The organism is Streptococcus constellatus, from assembly GCF_902167705.1.
GTDB classification, from domain to species: Bacteria; Bacillota; Bacilli; order Lactobacillales; family Streptococcaceae; genus Streptococcus; species Streptococcus constellatus_A.
This window is the reverse complement of sequence record NZ_CABHMZ010000021.1, coordinates 79,680-100,935: the sequence shown is the minus strand read 5'-3', so window position 1 is coordinate 100,935 and position 21,256 is coordinate 79,680. Positions and strand designations below refer to the sequence as shown.

The window sequence follows — 21,256 nt, the reverse complement described above, 5'->3', positions numbered from 1 at the left end:
GAAAAAGGGAGCGAGTCAAGTCATCATTTCAAAAAAAATTGATTTTTCTCACTCACCTATTCTAAGTTTGAGCAAAAGCGACCATCAGGTCTTGTAGCTCTCACTTCACAGTTGATTGATTTTCAACAGCTTAAAACATCTCTAACAATCAATCACTAGGTCTTACAAACCATAATGAATCATATTCTTAAGACTAAGACTCTTGTCCTGTCTATTTTCTTTTTTTCTATATAAAGAGAAGTAACTATCTACGATGTTCACCATAAATAGTTACTCTTTTATACACTATAAAATATATTTTAAGCAATTTCTTGCGAAGGATTACGGCTTAACCGTTTCAGCTGCTGTGACCTTCCCATTGTTCATGGTCATCATAAAGGCTGTTTTGACAGTGTTATGATTCTTGTCAAAGCTAGTGTCACCTGTTACACCTTCAAAATTCTTTGTTTTGGCAAGATTGTCTTTGATGTCAACAGATGTTTTAGCACCCTTGGCAGCATTGGCAACAAGATAAACAGAGTCGTATGCTAGCGCTGCAAATGTTGAAGGTTCTTCATTGTTGTATTTAGCTTTGTAAGCTTCAAGGAATTTCTTTGCTTTATCTGAGACATCAACTGTTGAAGAGAAGCCTGAGATATAGTAGATATTTGAAGCTTTAGCTGGTGTTGCTTGTTGAACAAACTCTTCGCCATTAAAGCCGTCACCACCAACGATTGGCTTATCAATTCCCATACCACGCGCTTGGTTGACAATTTTACCAGCTTCAGTGTAGTATCCAGGGACGATAATCGCATCAAAATCTTTGTCTTTCATCTTGGTAAGAGCTGCTTGGAAATCCGTATCACCAGCGACAAACTTTTCATCTGCAACAATCTCACCTTTGTAGGCATTACGGAAAGCTTTTGCGACACCTTTAGCGTAGTCACTTGAGTTATCTGTGTAAAGTACAACCTTTTTCGCTTTTAACTCTTCTGTGACATACTTAGAAATGATTTTCCCTTGGAAACTATCTTGGAAAGTCCCAATGAATAGGTAGTCTTGATTTTTTGTTAAGCCATCTTGAGTAGCACTAGGTGAAATCAAAGGCACACCTGCTTTTGTTGCATTGGGAATAGCTGCTGCTGTTGCACCAGAAGTCGCAGGTCCTACAACTGCATTTACTTTTGATTGGGTTACCAAGTTAGTCGTGACAGAAGCAGCTTCTGCTGTTTCAGATTTATTATCTTTGTCAACAACTTCAATTTTCTTGCCATCAATACCGCCTGCTTTGTTGATTTCATCAACAGCAAGTTGGGCACCTTTTTGTTCAGCTGTCCCGTATGCTGCTGTTGCACCCGTTTCTTCAAAGTTGAATCCAATTTTAATGGTCTTATCAGCAACTTTTGTACCAGTTGCATTGGAACCACCTGACTTTACTTCCCCACAAGCGGCAAGAAGGGCAACGCTTGCAAGGGCAACAAATGATAGAGCAAATTTTTTCTTCATATTCTTATCTCCTCGTTCCGAAATGATATGTTAAGAATATACCGAATTATCTGACAATTGTCAAGTGGTAAATGAGATTTTTTTATATGTTTACGTTTTCTTTATCTCTAAACAGGCTTCCAACAAAGTCTGTGTCCAATTCTTGAATATGGCAGACTCGTACTTGTTTGACATATTTTTCTTTAGATAGTTTCTCAACAATACGATCTACTTGCGCAGTATCTACATACAGCTGGAGGTAACGATGCTTTTTAGAATGATAGACAATGTCCCCAATAGCTTCTATTTTTTTCACATCTCGATTATAATACAAATACACAATTATCCCTGTGCGTTCTTCTTTTTTAAACATGAATTTTCTTTCTAAATTATTTTTATCATTTATAAGTATATCAAAAAAATGCCCATCAGAGGACATTTTTCATACAGTAATAAACAAATGATTAGTTTAAATTATTATTTGCCATGATTTCATCAATGAAACCATAATCCAAGGTTTCTTGAGCACTCATCCAATAATCGCGTTCTGCATCTTTGTGCACTTGCTTAACCGTTTTTCCTGAGTTGTCCGCAAGGATTTTTTCCAAGTTATTCCGTGTTTTCAGCAAGTGTTCAGCTGCAATCGCCATATCGGTTTGTTGGGTACCACCGCCAGTTCCACCCATTGGTTGGTGAATCATGTACTCTGCATTTGGCAGCATAAAGCGTTTGCCTTTAGCACCACTTGAAGCGATGATGGTTCCCATGGAAGCAGCCATCCCCATGACAATTGTTTGGACATCTGATTTGATGAAGTTCATAGTATCAACAATCGCTAGACCAGCCGATACAGAACCACCCGGTGTATTGATATAAAGATAAATATCTTTTGTACTATCTTGGGCGTCAAGGAAAAGCAATTGGGCAATAATAGAATTGGCCATGTTATCTTCAACTGCTCCAGTTAGCATAATAATGCGATCTTTTAAAAGGCGTGAGTAAATGTCGTACGAACGTTCCCCACGACTTGTTTGTTCAATAACTACAGGAATCATTGTATTCTCCTTTTCATCTGATATTTTAATCTGACTAACAATTTTTAGCGAGATTTTTCAAATATGAGACTATTATAGCCTTTTGGTCAAAAAAGGTCAAACATAAAACTCATTATTTTGTACCGAAAAGACGATCTCCTGCATCTCCCAATCCTGGAACGATATAGCCGTTTTCATTCAAGTGATCATCGAGGGCTGCTGTAAAGATTTCCACGTCTGGGTGAGCTTCCTGTAAAGCTTTCACACCTTCTGGCGCTGAAACAAGGCAGACAAATTTAATATTATGTGCTCCGCGTTTTTTCAATGAATCAATGGCTAAAATAGCAGAACCTCCTGTCGCCAGCATTGGATCTACCACGAAGATTTGACGTTGACTAATATCTTCTGGTAATTTGACAAGGTATTCAACTGGTTTTAGAGTTTCTTCATCACGATACATTCCGATATGTCCGACTTTAGCAGCTGGCACAAGGCTCAAAAGGCCGTCCACCATACCAATACCTGCACGTAAAATTGGGACAATGGCTAATTTTTTACCAGCCAATTGTTTTTGAACCGTCTTTGTAATCGGCGTTTCAATTTCCACATCTTCTAATGGTAAGTCACGTAAAACTTCATAGCCCATCAGCATAGCAATTTCATTTACTAACTCACGAAAGGCTTTAGTAGACGTATCCGTACGACGTAAGATAGACAATTTATGCTGAATGAGCGGATGTGCGATCACTTGAAATTTTTCCATGATTGTTTTTCCTTCTTTCAATTTATTCTTCTTATTATATCAAAAAAACATGAAAAAAGCTCGTGACAAACAAGCCTTTTCAAAGATTCTCAACTGCTTACAACCATTCATGGTATTTCTTAATATAAAGATGCTTCACAAACGTGACACTTGTCATATAGAAAACCATGATGAGGATTAAGAATAAGAAATAGGTACCATTTAATGGAGCGACTTTTAAAAGAGCTGCAAAAGGACCATAGGGTAACAAGGTGACAAAGAATACTGCTGCTAGGGTCGTCATGACTACAGACAAAGCCGGTCTGCTTTGAATAAATGGCAATTTGGGTGAGCGCAACATGTAGATAACCATCGTTTGGGTCCACATGGACTCAATAAACCAGCCTGTTTGGAAAATGGTGATGAAATCGCTAGACATCCCATGATGATAAACAGAGCCAGTCATCATCGGTGCAATGATAAAAAACAAAATCAAAAAGGTCATACAGTCAAAAATCGAACTAATCGGACCAATCCAAGCCATGAAGCGCGTAATGGATTTAGCACTCCAAATGCGCGGTTTTTGTAAAAATTCACGGTCGACATTGTCAAACGGCAAAGCGATACAAGAAATATCATACACCAAATTTAGCACAATCAGATGAATCGGCGCCATAGGCAAAAATGGTAAGAAAATACTTGAAATTAACAAGGAAAAGATATTCCCGAAGTTAGAACTGACCGTCATCTTGATATACTTGGTCATGTTGGCATAGACTTTTCGACCTTCCACCAAGCCTTTTTCAAGCACCAACAAGTCCTTATCTAACAAGATAACATCAGCTGTTTCTTTGGCAATATCGACAGCTGTATCAACTGAAATCCCTACATCAGCCACTTTCATAGAAGGAGCATCATTGATACCGTCTCCCATATAACCAACCTTGTGCCCGTTTGCTTTCAGCTGTAAAATGATGCGCGCTTTTTGGTCAGGAGATAATTTAGCAAAAACAGTTGTGGTTTCAACAACTTTGCTCAATTCGTCATCCGACATCGTTTCAATCATGGAGCCAAGTAGGATATGTTCTGCATCTAAGCCAACTTTTTCACAGACTGCTTCTGTGACTTTTTCATTGTCCCCTGTCAAAATTTTGGTTGCTACGCCATATTCTGTTAAAGCCTTGATAGCAGGCGCTGCAGAAGGTTTTGGCGGGTCAAGGAAAGCAAGATAACCCGTCAAAATCATATCAGACTCATCTTCTACTGTGTATTCATAGTCAGCATCTAAGTCTGAGCGATAGCTAACCCCCAGCACGCGCAGACCTTGCTCATTTAACTGTGCTACTTCTGTTAAAATTTCTTGACGAATTTCCTCTGTCAAAGGAAGGATTTTCCCTTTGTCTTCGACATATTTTGAAATGGCTAGCATTTCTTCCAAAGCACCTTTTGTCACCATGCTAACGACATTTTCATCATCTCGCACCAGCACACTCATACGACGGCGCTCAAAGTCAAAAGGCAATTCATCAATCTTCTTAAAAGTTTGGTCTAAATTACGAACAATTTCGTGCTTTTCTGCTTCTTTTTCTGTCCGATTGATAATAGCACGATCCATCAGGTTCTTTAGCCCTGTTTGGTAATACGAATTGAGATACGCCCTGCGAAGAACGGCTAAATCAAGCTCTCCATGAATATCCAGCGGATATTCCAAGACGATTTCATCTTGCGTCAATGTCCCTGTTTTATCCGTGCAAAGAATATCAATCGCTCCCAAATCTTGAATGGCATTGAGTTTCTTGATGACAACTTTTTCTTTTGCCATAAGAATCGAACCCTTAGCCAAGCTTGCAGTAATGACCATCGGCAGCATTTCTGGTGTCAAACCAACACCGACACTTAATGCAAACACCCCAGCTTCGAGCCAATCCCCGTCTGTCAGACCATTGATGAAAAAGACAACGGGCACAAGTACCAGCATGAGACGAATGAGCAGCCACGAAATACTGTTCATTTCCCGCTCAAATGAAGTTGGTTCGTCATACGTATTAAGCGTTTGCTCAATGGCGCCCATCTTGGTATCGTCCCCGACAACAAGTACAAGTGCGCTGGCACGACCAGAAATCACATTGGTTCCCATAAAAGCAAGTGCTTCAGACTCAAGCAAGCTATCTGCTTCTTTTGTCTCACATTTATCCAGCGCCATTTTTTCAACAGCGTCACTTTCACCTGTCAAACCTGACTGTTGCACAAAGAAGTCGCGTGAATCCAAAATTAGCACATCTGCTGGTAGCATATCTCCTGCACTCAAGCGAATAATGTCTCCCACCACTAATTCTGTAATTGGAATTTCTTGTTCTTTTCCCTCACGAACAACTGTCACTGTATTGACAATCATACGTGAAAGATTGCTGGCTGCTTTGTCGCTCCGCAATTCTTGCACAAAGCGAATACTGCCAGACAACAAAACAAGAACAACGATGATGATAAATGTCGTCGGATCTTCTTGCCCTGGCTTTGCCAGCCAAACATTGGTCACCAAGGATACCAATGCAATAAGTAAGAGAATAACGGTAAAAGGATTGATAATAGACTCATAAATCTTTTTAAAAATTGAATCTTCTTGCCCTTTTGTCAATTCATTTTCGCCATATAAGTCGCGATTTTCTTCAACTTGCTCTTCTGTCAGTCCTGCTCTGGAAGTGTTGAAAAAAGTCATCGTATCCAGTACAGACATGCGAAGAGCATCTGTTAATCTTTCTTTTGCTGTTTTCACTGATTTTCTCCTCTATCTAAGACACATCCAAGCAACAAAATAACTGTACACAGTCTTTTTGCTCAGATGTCATTCATTTGCTAGAGTCGATTCCAAAGGGAGCATGAGGAAAGCTCACGTATGGTAATCGACTGATTTTCTGTTGACTCGGGTGATCATCATTTGGCATATTCCTCACTCCTTTCCCTTGCATTTTCCTTTTAAAAAATCAGCTAAAAAACAATAAAATCCTACCATGAAAAAACATGGCAGGACTGTATGTCTTGTGTTACCGTTCAAGCTTTAACTCCGTAGGGCGGTGAAATGACATTAGTCGAAACCTTAGCGATCTCAACTGCTAACCAACGCGTAGTGTCTCCACTACTTTGCGGTAGTCATCCGTATCCCTATGGTAGCCTCACCTACCGATTTTTCATACTAACTATACTCCACTTAAGAATGATTGTCAACCCAAAATGGTTGTTTCTGAAAATTTCTTTTCATTCTTATTGCGGCAAACAACGCACGATTCTCTTGCAAATCTCTTCTACTAAGGTCTTAGGAGCTGCAATATTCAGCCTTGCATGAAGTTCGCCCTCACTTCCATAATCGCTTCCTCGATTGAGAATGACTTTTGCTTGGTCATGCAGTAAAGTAAAGAGTTCATCATCTGTCAAACCATAGTCACTGAAATCAAGCCATATCAAATACGTTCCTTGTGGCTTCATCACTTTTAAACGCGGAGCTTCTTTGGCAAAATAATCCACCGCAAATTGAATATTTTCCTCTAAAACGGCTTTCAATGCTACCAACCAAGGTTTGCCATAGCGATAAGCCGTTTCTGTCGCAATGTAACCTAAACTTGAAACTTCATGGTGGTTATTGGCAAGCTGCTGACGTTTAAACTGCGCACGTAATGAAGGATTTTCAATAATGGCATAGGAATTTTTGGTACCTGCAATATTAAAAGTCTTAGTAGCACTGGACAGTATAATAGCAAATTCTTTAAAATCTGATGAAACCGTGTTAAAAGAAAGGTGTTGGTGACCAAACAAGGTCAAGTCTTGATGAATTTCATCTGAGACCAAAATAACATGATACTTTTGGCAGAGACGACCTATTTTTTCTAAAACTTCTTTTTCCCAGACGCGTCCTCCTGGGTTGTGCGGATTGCAAAGAAGATACAATTTCACATTGTTTTCGACAATCTCTTTTTCCAACTGCTCAAAGTCAATTTGAAATAGACCATTTTCTTCTTTGAGAGAATTGGATACTAATTTTCGATTGTTTAAGCGAACGCTACGAGCAAAGGGGGGATAGACAGGAGAATTGATTAGAACAGCTTCCCCTTCTTTGGTAAAGGCTTGAATCGCAAGGGAAATAGCTGGCACAACACCCTCTACAAAAACAATATCTTCCTTATCAAACGAATATTGATGTTCGCTCTTTTCCCAATCCAGCACCGCTTGGAGCAGCTCATCACTCGCATAAGTATAGCCATAAACCAACTGCTCTGCATAGTCATGAATCGCATTTTTCACTTCCAGCATGACCTCAAAGTCCATATCTGCAATCCATGCTGGCAGCAATTGAGGATTTGTCTCTGTCTCTTTCCACTTATAAGTGTGGTGAGATAAGCGATTCGGTGCTGTTTGAAAATTGTATTTGCTCATATTATACCTCCAAAGCAAATTTTAAATCTGTTATCAAATCTTGGCTATCCTCAATACCAATGGACAATCGCAATAAGTCATCCGTTAAACCATAGGATTTCCGCACGTCAGCTGGAATATCTGCGTGTGTTTGTGTCCCAGGATAAGTAATCAAGCTTTCTACACCGCCCAAGCTTTCTGCAAAGGTAAAAACTTTTAGCGTATTTAGCAGCTGTGGAATAACTGCTTCATCCTTTACTTTAAAGGAAACCATGCCACCCTTTCCTGGATAGAGAACCTCTTTTACTGCTGGCGAATCTTTCAAAAAAGCTGCTACAGCTTGCGCATTTTTTGTTGAACGCTCCATACGCAAAGACAAGGTTTTCAAACCTCGAAGCAAGAGATAACTATCAAATGGAGACAAAACAGCTCCTGTCGTATTGAGATTGTAGAATAGATCCTCATAAAGCTCTTTGTCACTCGTCATAACGGCTCCTGCTAAGACGTCGTTGTGCCCACCTAAATACTTGGTCGCTGAATGAAGAACGAGGTCAGCACCATTTTCCAATGGTCGCTGATAGATTGGAGTATAAAACGTATTATCTACAATAACCTTTGCACCTTTTGCATGAGCTTTTTCTGCAATAGCCGCAATATCAAACTCAAGCATTAACGGATTGGTCGGGGTTTCCAGATACACTACATCTATATCCTCTGTTAAAGCCGCAAGCAATTCTTCTTCCGTATTTGCATATGTAAAGTGAAAGCGACCTTCTTGCTCTACTTGATGAAACCAGCGAAAAGAGCCGCCATAAAGGTCACGAACCGCTAGAATCTTGCTTCCAACTGGAAAAACACTAAAGGCCAAAACAATGGCGCTCATTCCTGAGCTAGTGGCTAATGCATAATCCGCACTTTCAATAGCAGCTAAGGTTTTTTCCAAGCTACTTCGCGTTGGGTTTTTCGTGCGCGTATAGTCATAACCTGTAGATTTTCCAAATTCTGGATGCTGATAGGTCGTTGAAAAATGCAAAGGAGTTGTCAATGCACCTGTTGCTTCATCTGTTTTAATACCAGCATGAGCTAAAAGAGTATCTAATTGTAATTTTTTATCCATAATAACCTCCATAAGATCGAAATAGAATCAATCAACCTTTATTATTCTAAGTGACTCTATTGTAACATCTTACGAAAATACTGTGTTTTGTTCTTTTCAAGAGCTAGATATAGTTTTAAACTATACTGACTATTCAAAAGATTATAGAACTTGATTGCAAGAATAGCTATTTTCATTATAGCTTAATTTTTATAAATTTTCTACAACATTAAAAAGCCTTGCAGCCTTTTAATGAATATGAAATTTTTGACGCAAGGTTTGGGCTTTCTCACCAATAAATCGGTCTAGCAAGCGAACTCGCAAAGCCATTGCTCCATAAATGGCAATCCCCAAGCCACCAATAATAGCTAAATAAAGCATACTAGAAATGCGTCCACTTGGATGAAAAACAAATCCAAGTACGACTTCCACAATGGCAATCAAAAGAGCCATAACCGCCGTTAAGATTCCTATCAATAAACTCCGTTTCAAAAGAATTTTTTGATTGAGTCCTGTCACTTGGCGAATGTGTTGGTACATCAGGATGATTGGAACGATGAGTCCGATTGTCGTTGCCAGAAGCGGTCCGTAAGCTCTGAACAGATAAATAAATGGAATTTGCAAAATGAGCTTAACAAGAACTCCATAGCCAAAATAGATAATCGCTTTACGATTTTGGAAAAGCGCTTGAATCATTGGAGACAGGACAGTATAAATCCCAAGAATAATTGTCTGTAACATAGCAAAAATGAACAAACCTAAAGCTAAACTATCTGGTCGCCCATAGAAAATCGTGTATAATGGCCGCGCCACTAAGACAGAGCCAATCGTTGCTGGTAAAAGAAACAGCAGCAACATACTAAGGTTATCTTGAACAAGTCGTGCCGCCGATTTCAAATCGCCTTTGACATAGTTTTCTGTCAATAGTGGAATCCCAACACCACCGATAGAAGTTGCTACCGCAATCAAAATCATGGTAATTTTATTGGGGTTGGCTGAGAAATAGCTAAACATGACCACCAGCTGTGAATTACTATAATTGGTAAACCACTTCATAGAGTTGATGAAAGTCATCTGGTCAATGATTTGGAAAAGCTGAATAGCCGAACCCGTGATGATAAATGGAATAGCTTCACGAATTGTATCAACCAAAAGAGCACGACTGTTGATATTAGCGCTATTAGTCGGTTTATGCAAGATAGACGACAAGAGATTGGTTTTCCAAAGAAAATAAACCAAAACCGCCATACTGGCAAACATTCCGATAAATGCAGCAAATGTTGATTGTGTAACTGCCGCAACATAGTCTTTAGAGCCCAATTTCATAATGAAGAATGTTGCAAGCAACATCCAAATCACACGAATCACCTGCTCAGCAATCTGACTGATTGCATATGGTTTCAAATTGTTAAACCCTTGGAAAAAGCCACGGATAACGCTCATAGCTGGAAAGACCAGCACAGCCCATGACAAACTCTGCATAACTGGAATCAGTTCTTTTCCGACACCTGATACACGCGCAAAGAACGGTGATAAGAGATACATAATCACTGCAAAAACGACTCCCAGCAAGAGCATGAATTTCAAAAATTCACGAATGAGAGTAAAACTATGGTCTTTTTGATCAATCGTATTGTACTTGGCGACTTGCTTAGCGACTGCGACAGGTACACCTGCTGTGGAAATCAGAAGAAACCAGGCATAAATATTGTAGCCCATGGTAAACAAGCCATTGGCCTCTGCACCATGTTTCCCCATCCAGATATACCAAGGAATAATATAAATTGCCCCTAAAAAACGGCTGATAAAGTTACTAGCTGTTAGCCAAGCTGTCCCTAAAAGCATTTGCTTTTGTTGATTTGTTGTTTGTTGGTCCATACATAACCTCTAAAAATAGTCTCATCTTATTATAAACTTTTCCTTTCCGCTTGTAAAACCTCGCCATTAAGTTTACAATAGAAATATGATAACAATTGAAAACGCATTAAACATTTTAAAAAACGATCACAATTTCCGTGAAATTATTGACCAAGGACATTTCCATTATAAAGCCACTGATTTCACATTTGATGATATCAGCTACGACAGTCGCGAAGTTACTGCTTCAACTCTTTTCTTTGTCAAAGGTGACAATTTTAAAAAAGAATTTTTGGAAAAAGCTGTTGAATCAGGCTTACAGTTCTATGTCAGTGAGACGGATTTTGAAGTCACTATCCCAGTGATTCTAGTCAATGACGTAAAGCAAGCCATGAGCCTTCTTGCCATGGAATTTTATGGAAATCCACAAGATAAACTCAAACTGCTCGCATTTACAGGAACCAAAGGAAAGACAACGTCTGCTTATTTTGCCTATCATATCCTCCAGCAAAGTCACAAGCCAGCTCTCTTGTCTACCATGAACACGACGCTTGATGGAAAACATTTCTTCAAATCTACTTTGACAACACCGGAAAGCTTGGATTTGTTCAAAATGATGGCGACAGCTGTTGAGAATGGGCGAACTCATCTCATCATGGAAGTTTCCAGTCAGGCTTACCTGAAAAAGCGGGTTTACGGTTTAACCTTTGATGTTGGCGTTTTTCTCAATATTAGTCCTGATCACATCGGACCAATTGAACACCCGACATTTGAAGACTATTTTTATCATAAACGGCTTCTCATGGAAAATAGCCGAGCTGTTGTCGTTAATAGCGAAATGGATTATTTTGAAGTTTTGGCTGAGCAAGTCGCTTCTATGGAACATGATTTCTACGGACAGCATTCAGACAATCAAATTCATCACTCACAAGCCTTCTCTTTTGAAACAAGCGGAATCCTAACAGAAAAATTTGACATTCAGCTAATCGGCCGTTTCAACCAAGAAAATGCGCTTGCCGCTGGACTTGCTTGTCTCCGCTTGGGTGCTTCCATTGCGGACATCAAGAAGGGAATTGCAAGCACACGCGTACCTGGACGTATGGAAGTGCTGACTCAAAAAAATGGTGCCAAAGTGTTTGTAGACTACGCACACAATGGTGTCAGCCTCGCCAATCTCCTATCTGTCGTTCAAGAACATCAAAAAGGTAGGATTGTTTTGGTACTTGGTGCAACTGGAAATAAAGGCGAAAGTCGCCGCAAGGACTTTGGCCTCTTGCTGAATCAACATCCTGAACTAACGGTGATTTTAACCGCAGATGATCCAAATTACGAAGATCCAATTGCCATTGCAAAAGAAATTGCTTCTTACATGTCCTTTGATGTTGACATGATTGCTGAGCGCGAAGAAGCTATTAAAAAAGCCCTTGGCTTAACTAGTAAAGAAGGCGATGCTGTCATTCTAGCAGGCAAAGGCGCTGATTGCTACCAAATTATAAATGGTAAAAAAGCTGACTATCTAGGTGATTATGCCATAGCTGAAAAATATTTATAAAAACTAATAAAGGTCGAGACAAACGTTCTCGACCTTTATTAGTTCACAAGTTCATGCTAGTACAAGAAGTGAGATAATCGCGGTTCTTTTGGAATCATGATTTTGCTTTATGATTTTATTTTCTCCAACTGATCAAAACATACATTAGACTTGATCCATACATATCTGCAAGAGCATGTACGAGGAAGAAAGGCAAGAGATTTTTAACCTTGTATTTGTAAAGGAAATAATAGAGAAGTCCAAAACCAACACCAATCGTCAGCGCCCAGAGCATTCCCTGATAGGTATGGAAAGAAACACGAATGAGCGTCGAATACAGAAGAACCCACCACTTATATTTGTCTTTTACGGAGGTCAACAGCCCCAAGAAGAAAAATTCTTCGTAAAAGCCATTGAGCAAAGCATAGAGAATCAGCATCGGTGTCAAATCAGTAAACTTACGGAAAATTTCTAGCAGATCAATGTATTTCCATAATTGCGGATTAAAATAATTATATTCTCCGCTAAGGGTTGTCACCGTGTCTGCCAAAATCCCCATCACCGCAAAGATAAAGGGAACCCAAAAGAGTACCGACCACGATAGACGAATCGGCAACTGCTTAAAATCAAAACGCCGAAGTACTAAGTAGGCTATCGTCAAAGCTAACATAAGGAGCTGCCATTCTAGGTTGCTAACATAAGCTGCCCCGTCATTTGCTGTTTTACTAGTTGCATCTGCTATTGCTGCTGTAGTGGACGGAGACAAGTTGGCAAGATAGAGCTCTGTCGAGCGATAGATAAATCGCCCCAATAGCAAAGCTGTCACGATGACAATATCAAACCATTTCAGATACTTCAACGGTTGAGAGGGCCGAATTTTTGCTAAAAAATTCACTATATATTCCTTTCATGAAACGAAATGATTTAGTGACTACCAAATCTTGCTAAACTTAACTCTTATATCTATAAATTTATCAAAAAAATCTTAAAATTTTATTATTCTATGGTGTTTATTTTAAAAGTCTGCCGACTCCTTTACACGAAAGGTCAATGTTTCCTTATCAAAATCCAACTTTAATTTGTATTTTCCTGTTTCGTTAGGCACGATGTAGCCTAAAATCACCAGAGCATCTACAAAAATATCGCGCCGTTTTTGTATCAGCTCAGTTTTTCGACCATATTTTAATAGAAAAGTCGTCATATATTTCAAAGCATACTCAGGATTCACATCTCCTACCAACTCATAGAGCTTTTGCTGCTGATTGGTCAATGAATATTGTTGCTTCACCTTATAAAAATAATTGGAAAGCGTCAACTGTTCTCTGAGAAAATCTGTTTTTTCTACTAAAATAGCTTGGTTTGTTTGATTGGTTAAATGTGTCTCAAAACGCACATTCAGCAATTCTTGATAAAGAGGACTGTCATCTCGCACAAATACTTCCTGATCCAAAGACAAATCCGTCATATTTTCCAACAGAAGAAGAGTTTGATAATAGCGTTTATTTTCCCGAAGTACATAGCCTGCCTTAATATAATCTTCTATGGAGCGATCAATATTGGAAAAGTTTGCAAATTCACGCTTTATCTCTCGCAAAGTAACATCGTCATGTCGGTCTAAGTAATTTATCAATTCGTGAAAAAAGGGCTGACGGGTTAAGCGACTGGGATTGATTACTTTAATCATCTAATCTTCCTTTATAAACTAATTTTTCAGATTGAGCCAATTGGCTAGGATTGGTTCCCGGCTGATGAAGAGGAACAGCTAGCCCCAATTCCTTGTAATACTGCTGCCAAAAAGGAGCAATTTCCTCTTCTTTATCACCGAACTGCATAGCAATGGTTTCAAAAATGGGCAGGACTTCCGCAATATATTCAGAACAGTAAAAACCTGTCGTATTTGGATAAAAGCTATTATTATAAGGCTTGGAAAGATGCTGCTTTGCTCTTTTCCAGACAGCTTTCACATCTATGTCAGGAAAAGCATAAACAGCATAGCATTCATCAACCTGTAAAAACTCTTCTATCGGCTGCTTTATGACCCCTTGCTCACTTGTCGCATGGTACATCCAGCCGTCAAAAAAGATTGCCACATGATTATACCGCCCAGTTGATCGCTGAATAGCTTCTGCCATATCAGATTGACTGGATACAAATAATAAATCCCCGTTTTGTAAATCCTGAATCTTCATAGAACTATTGTATCAAAAAAGGAGCCGAAACTCCCTTTTTATTCTATTCTTAAGCATTAAAACTTTCTGTTAATTGCGGAACAACTTGTTTTTTACGAGAAACAGCGCCAGCAAGGAAAGCGTGGTTGTTTTCAAGAACAAAATTGAAAGCTGCCTCTACTTTGTCCATATTGTTACCGATTGCTAGGATTTCTGAGTTTGAGTTGACAATGTCGGTAATCATCAAAACGAAGTCAGAGTAACCATTAGCCGTATTTGCTTTTTCAATAGCTGCTTCCAGTTCAGCTTGGCGTTCCAAGACTTCTGCAATATCAACTGTGTTGACTTGTGCCACACGAACTTGATTTCCGTTTAATTCAAATGTTTTAGCATCAATATCAATCAGTTCTTCTGCTGTTTTGCTGGCTAAGTTCGTTCCAGCTTTAAGCATAGCCAAACCGTATTCTTCCAAATTCACACCAGCCAGTTCAGCCAATTCTGGAGCAATGACTTTATCACTTGGATGTGTAGTTGGTGATTTCAAAAGAAGAGTGTCTGAAATCAAACCTGATAGCATTAGACCAGCCAGTTCTTTTGGTACAGCTACGCCAGATTCTTTAAACATGCGATAAACAATAGAAGAAGCTGAACCAACAGGCTCCAAACGCATATAAAGTGGGCTGGCTGTTTCAAAATTCGCTACACGGTGATGATCCACAACGCCGTACACTTCTACTTCTGCAATGTCAGAAATAGATTGTTGAAATTCATTGTGGTCTGTTAAAATAACTTGCTCAACGCCTTCTGCTTTTGCAGATGTCACCACACGCGGTGCTTTTACACCAAAAGTATCCAAGACAAAAGCTGTTTCTTCATTTGGTTCTCCCAAAGCAACTGCTTCTGTATCCAATCCATAAGCCTCACGCGCAAGATAAGCAAATGCTACAGATGACCCAATAGCATCTGAATCTGGATTTTGATGACCGAAAACTAAAATTTTAGACATGATAGTACCTCGTAAACTTTTTATACACCTTATTTTAGCATATTTTTGAGTTTTTCACAAAGAGAGGGGTAGAAAAGCACCCAATCGTTAGATTTCCTGTCTAACTTTTTGAGTGCTCATCAACATCTCACTTTGTTTTTATCAACTATTGTGCACACGGTTCATATACTCGGTATAGGATTCTGTTTTCATGAGTTCTTTGGCATTCTTTACTCGGTCAGCAGTTGGTGGTTTTATGCCTTCTAATGGATAAGGAATACCCAATTCACGCCATTTGAATTCTCCCATTGTATGATACGGCAGCACTTCAAATTTATCAACTGTTTTTAAGGTTTTGACAAACTCACCTAACTCTTTTAAGTCGTCATCACGATCTGTCAAAGTTGGAACCAAAACATGACGAATCCACATTGGAACACCTTTATCAGACAGATATTTTGCACATTCCAAAATATTTTTATTGGTATGCCCTGTTACAAATTTATGCTGAGCATCATTGATTTCCTTAATATCCAGCAACACTAAATCAGTCACTTCAAGCAGTCGATCAAAAACTTTGAGATATTCTGGTGTATTGCGAAAAGGCATCGCACAAGTATCTAAAGTACAATGAATCCCCAGCTCTTTAGCTTTGGTAAAGAGGGCTGTCACAAAATTGATCTGTAAGAGGGCTTCACCACCACTTACTGTAATCCCACCTTTTTTACCCCAAAAACTACGATAACGAAGCGCTTCTTGCAAAACGTCTTCCACCGTTCGCTCTCTTGAATTATTTGTTTCCATTGCCCATGTATCTGGATTGTGGCAATATTGACAACGCATTTTACAACCCTGCAAAAAGACAATGAAACGAATACCAGGTCCGTCAACAGCTCCAAAACTTTCAGTCGAATGGACCATACCTGTTACTTTTCCATAATCAATTACTTCTTTTTCCATCGCCTTATCCTCTTGAAAACGTTTTATATTACTATTATAACACTTCTTTTCTAGATAGAGGAACAATTTGTCTATTTTTTAGAAAATAATCTGTTTTTCAGTTTTATTTTCAATATTTTTCAAAAGAATAAGGATTGATAGTACATATTGTAGTTGGTGAAAACTGCTATACAGTTGCCAATTTTTTAAGATTTATTTTTTCTACATGATATCATGAGAATAGAAAGATTACATAGCCTGGCAACTTAAAAAAATCGGCTGAATGATTCAGTCGATTTTACAATTTATTTGTATTTAGCGTTTATTTACAATAATTGCCAAACTTTCATAAGGTCTTAAGGTCACAACTGCTGCTGTTTGAGCTTCTTCATAATTAGAAAGGAGGACTTCACCATTCTGATAGTCTGGCAAGACATCTACCGTAATCGGATCTGGGTAGAAATTATTGAGCACCAGAAGTTTTTCATCCCCCAATTGACGCTCAAAAGCATAAACTTGCTGGCTATCTTCATAAGCCGGTTGGTAGTTCCCTTCTGCAATAAGAGGCATTTCTTTACGGAGAGCAATTAGTTTTTGGTAGAAAGTGAAAATCGGACCATGAACTTCATTTTCAACATTGATTTCGGAATAAGACTTGCCTGCTTTTAACCAAGGAGTGCCTGTCGTAAAACCAGCATTTGCGCTCATATCCCACTGCATAGGAGTACGAGAATTATCACGGGACTTAGCCTGAATAATCTTAAATGCTTCTTCTGGCGTTTTGCCGTCATTTAATAGCATTTGATAAGCGTTTAAAGATTCGACATCTGCATAATCTTCCATGCTATCATAGTCAGGGTCAATCATGCCAATTTCTTCTCCCATATAGATATATGGTGTGCCACGAGATAGATGAATACTTGCTGCAAGCATAGTCGCTCCTTCATTGCGGAAATGCTGAACATCTACAAAACGATTTAAGGCGCGAGGTTGGTCGTGGTTGTTCCAAAATAGAGCACTCCATCCGTTATGGTCACTCATTTCCTTGCCCCATGTGTGGAAAAGACGCTTGAGCTCCTCAAAATCAAATTTTTTCAAGCTCCATTTTTGACCATTTTCATAGTCTACCTTGAGATGGTGGAAGTTAAAAGCCATGGACAGCTCATGTCGCTCCGGAGCTGTATAGAGAATGCAGTTGTCAATAGTAGTCGCACTCATTTCTCCAACTGTCATAAATGAATCATCTTGACCGAACGTAGCCTCGTTCATCATGTGTAGGTAGTCATGTACAATGGGCTTATCTGTATAAGCTGGCTTCCCGTCATTTTCAGGACAATTTTCCAATATCTCGTCTTTTCCAATCAAATTGATGACATCAAAGCGAAAACCCTTGACACCCTTGTTCCACCAAAAATTGACAACTTTGAAAAGTTCTTCACGGACATGAGGATTGCGCCAGTTGAGATCCGCCTGTGTCACATCAAAAAGATGCAGATAATACTTACCTGTGTCTCCAAACGGCGCCCAGGCGTTACCACCAAACTTAGACAGCCAGTCTGTTGGCTCATCGCGTAGGAAAAAGAAATCCTGATAATATTTGTCTCCCGCTAAGGCTTTTTGAAACCATTCGTGCTCAGTCGAACAATGGTTGAGCACCATGTCTAGCATAAAGTCAATGCCATATTCTTTTCCAACTTGAATCATTTCTTCAAAGTCGTCCATACTTCCAAAGAGTGGATTTACCGCAGTATAATCAGAAATATCGTATCCATTATCATGCTGTGGACTAGGATAGAAAGGATTGAGCCAGACCATATCCACTCCCAGTTTAGCAAGGTAAGGAATTTTCTCAATGATTCCTTGCAAATCTCCAATACCATTTCCTGTGGTATCTTTATAAGATTTTGGATAGATTTGATACACTACTTTTCTTTTATCTAATGCCATTTGTTTTCCTTTTCTATTTTACAAAAGAAAGAGATGGGGCTTACGCTCCCACCCCTTTATAGTTTTATATTGCGAATTTCTTCAAACGTCACACTGATCAGAGAAGAACATTTAATTGCCGACTACACTTTGACCAGTCAGTCATTCTCCTAGTTCAGCCTGTCTGCGGTGAATGTTAGCCAATTCGTGTGGCTGTCATGAGTTTATCACTGCGTCCAATCGTCCGTGGAAGTTGACCACGTTCATCTGCTTGGAATTGATCTTGGTTGGTGATAATCACAGGCGTTTCTGTCACATAGCCTGCTTCTTTGATGGCTGCTATGTCAAAGGAAATCAACTTATCACCCACATTAACTTTATCGCCTTGAGCTACATGAGCTTCGAAACCTTTTCCTTCCAAATTCACCGTATCCATACCGATATGCATGAGCAATTCGACACCTTCATCAGAAACGATTCCCACAGCATGTTTGGTTGGGAAAAGCACTGATACGACACCATTTACCGGCGCAACAAGTTCACCTTCACTAGGTTCAATCACAACACCTTGTCCCATGACACCTTGAGCAAAGACTGGATCAGTTGCTTGGCTTAATTCTTTGACTTCTCCAGCAAGTGGGCTGGCAATTTCTGCAAAATCTACTTTTGGAGCTGCTTCTTTTGCTTCGTCAATGGCTTCAATTTGCGGTGATTTGACACTTTCATCTTCTGTCTTTGTAAACATGCCTGCCTTGCGGAAGAAGAAAGTCAAAATCATCGGTACTGCAATAGCTACCAACATAATGAGGAAGAATGGCAGCATGTATTTTGCTTGAATAGACAAGATACCTGGAATCCCACCGATTCCGATAGCATTAGCTGTGACGTTAAAGGTTACAGATAAGAGCCCCGCAATAGAAGAACCAATCATTCCTGCCACAAATGGGTAAACGTATTTCACGTTGACCCCGAAAAGGGCTGGCTCTGTAACATCCAGATAAGCTGAGATGGTTGCTGGCAGAGAAATTTGTGCTTCACGTTCATTATGACGGTTCATCAAATAGTATGCAAATACAGCTGAACCTTGAGCAATATTGGACAAGGCAATCATTGGCCATAGAGCAGTACCACCTGTATCTGCAACAAGCTGTGTATCAATGGCATTGGTCATGTGGTGAAGACCCGTAATAACAAACGGCGCATAGAGAGCACCAAATACTGCACCAAAGAGCCATTTAACAGGACCAGTCAGACCTGCAAGCACCGCTGTTGACAACCATTGTCCAAGTATCCAACCGATGGGACCAAGTACTGTATGCGCTAAAATCAGTGCCGGAATCAAGGATAGGAATGGCACAAAAATCATAGACACAACTTCTGGAATGCGTTTGCGCCAGAAGATTTCCAGATAAGACAGAGACAATCCTGCAAGAAGAGCTGGAATAACTTGGGCTTGGTAGCCAATCTTTCTGACAGTAAAGAAACCAAAATCCCACACCCAGTTTTTAGCAATTTCTGAAGCTGGCGTACCAGCCACTGCATAAGCGTTGAGCAACTGAGGGGACACCAGACAGATTCCCAAAACGATACCGAGGATTTGGCTGGTTCCCATTTTACGAGAAACAGACCAGACAATACCAACCGGTAAGAAGTGGAAAATCGCTTCACCCGGCAGCCACAAGAATGAGTTTACTCCGCTCCAGAACTGTGATACATCCACAATCGTATTGTAAATTGGTGTCCCATCTTTCGCATACTGTGCTACGCCATCAACGATTTTTTGACCGAGCGCCTGAATCTGTACACCTTCCAAAATATTACGGAAGCCAAGAATCAACCCACCAACGATAATGGCTGGAATAATCGGGGTAAAAATTTCCGCTAGCATGGTCATCACGCGCTGTACTGGGTTTTGATTGCTCTTAGCTGCTGCTTTTGCCGCCTCTTTTGAAACACCTTCAATCCCTGATACAGCTGTAAAATCATTGTAAAAAATCGGAACATCATTTCCGATGATAACTTGAAATTGACCAGCATTAGTAAAAGTTCCCTTTACAGCTGGAATCGCTTCAATTGCTTTTACATCTGCCTTCTTCTCATCAGCTAGTACAAAACGCATCCGAGTCGCACAATGGCTGACTGCTGAGACATTCTCCTTGCCACCAATGGCCTCTAGTAAAACCTTGGCATCTTTCTCAAATTTTCCCATTTTCTGTTTATTTAGGTTTGCCCTAACGCCCTCCTTCTTTTTTCATCATTGTACAATTGATTGATACACCTATTGTAAACGATACCAAAGATGTTGGCAAGTTGTTTGTAGTAAAAAAGGCTCTTTTTTGATAAAATATATTTAGTTGTATGATAAAAACCAAACAAGTGAGAGAAATATGAAGAAGTATGAGCAAATTTTTAAACTCTTAGAACAGGATATTCTTAATGAAACATACCAGATGAACGATTATCTCCCTAGCGAGCACGACCTAGTTCAGACTTACAAAGTCAGCCGTGATACGATTCGTAAGTCACTTGATTTACTTCAAAAAGCTGGTCTTATCAAAAAACTGAAAGGGCAAGGCTCTAAGGTCATTAAACAAGAACAGATTGACTTTCCCGTCTCCAATCTGACTAGTTACCAAGAACTTGTGCAACAACATGGGATAAATTCTAAAACAAATGTCATCCAGTTAGAAAAAATCACGGTTGATAGAAAATTATCTAATCTCACAGGCTTCCCTGAGTACCGTCTGGTATGGCGGATCGTCCGCCAGAGAGTTGTAGATGGCGTCGCTTCCGTCTTAGATATTGATTACCTTGATAAAAGCCTTGTCCCTTCCATGTCTCGAGAAATAGCAGAACAGTCGATTTATGCTTATTTAGAAGGAAAACTAGGACTGCACATTGCTTATGCCCAAAAAGAAATCACAATTGATCTAGCCACAAACCGCGATAAAATTTTGTTGGATATCGAAAATGACCAACATGTCGTTTCTGTCAAGTCCAAAGTCTATCTCGCAAATGGACAGCAATTCCAATTCACAGATAGCCGCCACAAACTTGAAAAATTCCGTTTTGTTGACTTTGCCAAGCGCCAAAAAAAGTAATTGACCTAG

At 39.6% G+C, this 21,256-nt stretch carries 17 protein-coding genes and 1 riboswitch; of the genes, 2 read left to right on the top strand and 15 right to left on the bottom strand.

The window, feature by feature from the left end; genetic code table 11:
- Positions 1–321: 321 nt before the first annotated feature.
- From FQ204_RS06455 to FQ204_RS06415, 8 genes are all read right to left on the bottom strand, one after another.
- Complete coding sequence (locus FQ204_RS06455; RefSeq protein WP_144210020.1) at positions 322–1,485, bottom strand: ABC transporter substrate-binding protein; 1,164 nt, start codon at positions 1,483–1,485, stop codon at positions 322–324.
- An 82-nt stretch (positions 1,486–1,567) separates the two neighbouring features.
- On the bottom strand, positions 1,568–1,837 hold the full coding sequence (locus FQ204_RS06450) for a DUF2129 domain-containing protein (protein WP_144210018.1): 270 nt from the start codon (positions 1,835–1,837) through the stop codon (positions 1,568–1,570).
- Positions 1,838–1,928: 91 nt separating this feature from the next.
- Positions 1,929–2,543 carry an ATP-dependent Clp protease proteolytic subunit gene (locus FQ204_RS06445; RefSeq protein ID WP_225791046.1) on the bottom strand — a complete coding sequence of 205 codons (615 nt, stop codon included), beginning with the start codon at positions 2,541–2,543 and terminating at the stop codon, positions 1,929–1,931.
- Between the two features lie 88 nt (positions 2,544–2,631).
- A complete protein-coding gene (upp, locus tag FQ204_RS06440; RefSeq protein WP_003025639.1) occupies positions 2,632–3,261 on the bottom strand; it encodes a uracil phosphoribosyltransferase in 630 nt (209 codons plus the stop codon).
- A gap of 97 nt (positions 3,262–3,358) precedes the next feature.
- Positions 3,359–6,013, bottom strand: coding sequence for a magnesium-translocating P-type ATPase (gene mgtA, locus FQ204_RS06430; protein ID WP_144210013.1), 2,655 nt, complete (start codon positions 6,011–6,013; stop codon positions 3,359–3,361).
- Positions 6,014–6,276: 263 nt separating this feature from the next.
- Positions 6,277–6,429: riboswitch (M-box (ykoK) riboswitch) on the bottom strand.
- A 69-nt stretch (positions 6,430–6,498) separates the two neighbouring features.
- Positions 6,499–7,665, bottom strand: coding sequence for a MalY/PatB family protein (locus tag FQ204_RS06425; RefSeq protein ID WP_144210011.1), 1,167 nt, complete (start codon positions 7,663–7,665; stop codon positions 6,499–6,501).
- 1 nt (position 7,666) lies between these two features.
- Positions 7,667–8,761: a cystathionine gamma-synthase gene (locus FQ204_RS06420; protein ID WP_144210009.1), complete on the bottom strand. Its 1,095-nt coding sequence runs from the start codon at positions 8,759–8,761 to the stop codon at positions 7,667–7,669.
- A gap of 228 nt (positions 8,762–8,989) precedes the next feature.
- A complete protein-coding gene (locus tag FQ204_RS06415) occupies positions 8,990–10,618 on the bottom strand; it encodes a polysaccharide biosynthesis protein (protein WP_144210007.1) in 1,629 nt (542 codons plus the stop codon).
- Between the two features lie 85 nt (positions 10,619–10,703).
- Between FQ204_RS06415 and FQ204_RS06410 the strand changes: the two genes are divergently transcribed.
- Complete coding sequence (locus FQ204_RS06410; protein WP_144210005.1) at positions 10,704–12,149, top strand: UDP-N-acetylmuramoyl-L-alanyl-D-glutamate--L-lysine ligase; 1,446 nt, start codon at positions 10,704–10,706, stop codon at positions 12,147–12,149.
- Between the two features lie 115 nt (positions 12,150–12,264).
- Here FQ204_RS06410 and FQ204_RS06405 read toward each other — a convergent pair whose 3' ends face one another.
- The 7 genes from FQ204_RS06405 to treP all read right to left on the bottom strand — a co-directional run bounded on the left by FQ204_RS06405 (position 12,265) and on the right by treP (position 20,355).
- On the bottom strand, positions 12,265–13,023 hold the full coding sequence (locus FQ204_RS06405) for a CPBP family intramembrane glutamic endopeptidase (RefSeq protein WP_144210003.1): 759 nt from the start codon (positions 13,021–13,023) through the stop codon (positions 12,265–12,267).
- A gap of 120 nt (positions 13,024–13,143) precedes the next feature.
- Positions 13,144–13,812 (bottom strand): DUF1803 domain-containing protein, encoded by a 669-nt coding sequence (locus FQ204_RS06400; RefSeq protein ID WP_144210001.1) that lies wholly within the window; start codon positions 13,810–13,812, stop codon positions 13,144–13,146.
- A complete protein-coding gene (locus tag FQ204_RS06395) occupies positions 13,805–14,317 on the bottom strand; it encodes a YiiX/YebB-like N1pC/P60 family cysteine hydrolase (RefSeq protein ID WP_144209999.1) in 513 nt (170 codons plus the stop codon). The genes FQ204_RS06400 and FQ204_RS06395 overlap by 8 nt, the downstream gene beginning before the upstream one ends.
- Positions 14,318–14,366: 49 nt before the next feature.
- The gene (locus FQ204_RS06390; RefSeq protein ID WP_144209997.1) at positions 14,367–15,302 is read right to left on the bottom strand and encodes a manganese-dependent inorganic pyrophosphatase; all 936 of its coding nucleotides are present in this window, start codon (positions 15,300–15,302) and stop codon (positions 14,367–14,369) included.
- A 141-nt stretch (positions 15,303–15,443) separates the two neighbouring features.
- A complete protein-coding gene (gene pflA, locus FQ204_RS06385) occupies positions 15,444–16,241 on the bottom strand; it encodes a pyruvate formate-lyase-activating protein (RefSeq protein WP_144209995.1) in 798 nt (265 codons plus the stop codon).
- A gap of 294 nt (positions 16,242–16,535) precedes the next feature.
- Complete coding sequence (gene treC / locus FQ204_RS06380) at positions 16,536–18,167, bottom strand: alpha,alpha-phosphotrehalase (protein ID WP_144209993.1); 1,632 nt, start codon at positions 18,165–18,167, stop codon at positions 16,536–16,538.
- Positions 18,168–18,342: 175 nt separating this feature from the next.
- Complete coding sequence (gene treP, locus FQ204_RS06375) at positions 18,343–20,355, bottom strand: PTS system trehalose-specific EIIBC component (protein WP_144209991.1); 2,013 nt, start codon at positions 20,353–20,355, stop codon at positions 18,343–18,345.
- A 178-nt stretch (positions 20,356–20,533) separates the two neighbouring features.
- Here treP and treR point away from each other — a divergent pair, with 178 nt between their 5' ends.
- Positions 20,534–21,247 carry a trehalose operon repressor gene (treR, locus tag FQ204_RS06370; RefSeq protein WP_144209989.1) on the top strand — a complete coding sequence of 238 codons (714 nt, stop codon included), beginning with the start codon at positions 20,534–20,536 and terminating at the stop codon, positions 21,245–21,247.
- Positions 21,248–21,256: the final 9 nt, after the last annotated feature.